Origin of the sequence: Vibrio sp. Y58_MX_L22 (assembly GCF_024181865.1) — a bacterium.
Classification (GTDB): Bacteria; Pseudomonadota; Gammaproteobacteria; order Enterobacterales; family Vibrionaceae; genus Vibrio; species Vibrio alginolyticus.
On the sequence record NZ_JAMZAN010000030.1, the window covers coordinates 1 to 2823 of the forward strand.

Genomic DNA, 2823 nt, shown 5'->3' on the forward strand with positions numbered 1-2823 from the left:
CGCCTGTGGCGGACATCGTGGCAGATAAAGCGACGGTTGTGGAAGACACGCCGACCATCATCAAGGTCTTAGGTAACGACACGTTCGAAGGCGACGACAAAGTGGTGTCGCTGGATACCAATAACGGTCCAGCAAACGGCACGGTCTCGGTCAACCCGGATGGCAGCGTCACTTACACGCCAAACGACAACTTCCACGGGGCAGACAGCTTCACCTACATCGTCACCTCCGGTGGGGTATCGGAGTTCACCACGGTGAACGTCGATGTCACACCAGTCAACGATGCACCAGTGGCGACCAATGACAATGCCGTTACTGACGAAGACACGCCAGTGACGATTGATGTCCTGCCAAACGACACCGACATCGACGGCGATAAGTTGTCTATCCAATCAGCGTCCGTGCCGAGTGACCAAGGTACAGTTGAAATTATTGATGGAAAACTGGTCTTCACACCGGCCGAGAACTTCCATGGTGACGCTGAAATCACTTACACCGTTAGCGATGGTGCACTGACTGACCAAGCAACGGTCAACGTCACCGTGAATGCGGTGAACGACACGCCTGTGGTTGAAAGCAACATTGCAGACCAAACCTTGGCGGAAGATTTTACGCCATACAGCATCGATCTAAATACCGCTTTCAGCGATGTAGATAACGTGGATGGCGATCTGACCTTCAGCGTCTCCGGCAACAGCAACATTCAAGTGGCGATCGTCAACGGTATTGCTACGTTCACTCCAACCGCGGACTGGAACGGCTCAGAAGCGTTGACGTTTACCGCCACCGATCCAGGCGGTGAAAGCGTTAGCCAAACGGTGAACTTCGCGGTAGCCCCTGTGGCGGACATCGTGGCAGACAAAGCGACGGTTGTGGAAGACACGCCGACCATCATTAAGGTCTTAGGTAACGACACGTTCGAAGGCGACGATAAAGTGGTGTCGCTGGATACCAATAACGGACCAGCTAACGGCACGGTCTCGGTCAACCCGGATGGCAGCGTAACCTACACGCCAAACGACAACTTCCACGGCACAGACAGCTTCACCTACATCGTCACCTCAGGTGGGGTATCGGAGTCCACCACGGTGAACGTCGATGTGACGCCAGTGAACGATGCGCCAGTGGCGACCAATGACAATGCCGTTACTGACGAAGACACGCCAGTGACGATTGATGTCCTGCCAAACGACACCGATATTGATGGTGATACGCTGTCTATCCAATCGGCGTCTGTACCTGAAGCACAAGGTAAAGTCGAAATTGTTGATGGCAAATTGGTGTTCACACCAGCTGAGAACTTCCATGGCGATGCTGAAATCACTTACACCGTTACCGATGGTTCACTGACTGACCAAGCGACGGTCAACGTCACCGTGAATGCGGTGAACGACACGCCTGTGGTTGAAAGTAGCATTGCAGACCAAACCTTGGCGGAAGATTTCACCCCATACAGCATCGATCTGAATACCGCTTTCAGCGATGTAGATAACGTCGATGGCGATCTGACCTTCAGCGTCTCTGGTAACAGCAACATTCAAGTGGCGATCGTCAATGGCATTGCTACGTTCACTCCAACCGCAGACTGGAATGGCTCAGAAACCCTAACCTTTACCGCCACCGATCCAAGCGGTGAAAGCGTTAGCCAAACGGTGAACTTCACAGTAGCGCCTGTGGCAGATATTGAATCTGACCGCGCGACGGTTGTGGAAGACACACCAACCATCATCAAGGTTTTAGGTAACGACACGTTCGAAGGCGACGACAAAGTGGTGTCGCTCGATAGCAATAACGGTCCAGCCAACGGCACGGTCTCGGTCAACCCGGACGGCAGCGTCACTTACACGCCAAACGACAACTTCCACGGTACAGACAGCTTCACGTACATCGTTACCTCCGGTGGGGTATCGGAATTCACCACGGTGAACGTCGATGTGACGCCAGTGAATGACGCGCCAGTGGCGACCAATGACAATGCCGTTACTGACGAAGACACGCCAGTGACGATTGATGTTCTGCCAAACGATACTGATATTGATGGTGATACGCTGTCGATTGAATCGGCGTCTGTACCTGAAGCACAAGGTAAAGTCGAAATTGTTGATGGCAAATTGGTGTTCACACCAGCTGAGAACTTCCATGGCGATGCTGAAATCACTTACACCGTTACCGATGGTTCACTGACTGACCAAGCGACGGTCAACGTCACCGTGAATGCGGTGAACGACACGCCTGTGGTTGAAAGTAGCATTGCAGACCAAACCTTGGCGGAAGATTTCACCCCATACAGCATCGATCTGAATACCGCTTTCAGCGATGTAGATAACGTCGATGGCGATCTGACCTTCAGCGTCTCTGGTAACAGCAACATTCAAGTGGCGATCGTCAACGGTATTGCTACGTTCACTCCAACCGCAGACTGGAACGGCTCAGAGAGCCTAACCTTTACGGCCACCGATCCAAGCGGCGAGAGCGTTAGCCAAACGGTGAACTTCATAGTAGCGCCAGTGGCGGATATCGTGGCAGATAAAGCGACGGTTGTGGAAGATACGCCAACCATCATCAAGGTCTTAGAGAACGACACGTTCGAAGGCGACGATAAAGTGGTGTCGCTAGATACCAATAACGGTCCAGCCAACGGCACGGTCTCGGTCAACCCGGACGGCAGCGTGACTTACACGCCAAACGACAACTTCCACGGTACAGACAGCTTCACCTACATCGTCACGTCCGGTGGGGTATCGGAGTCCACCACGGTGAACGTCGATGTCACACCAGTGAACGATGCGCCAGTGGCAAACGATGATACCGCTGTTACTGACG

Annotated in this window: 1 protein-coding gene; it reads left to right on the forward strand. The window is 53.1% G+C overall.

Annotation, left to right across the window (positions count from 1 at the left end; translation table 11 throughout):
• Positions 1–2823 (forward strand): tandem-95 repeat protein (locus NL626_RS22875; RefSeq protein ID WP_253657775.1); only part of this gene is annotated, 2823 nt, incomplete at both ends.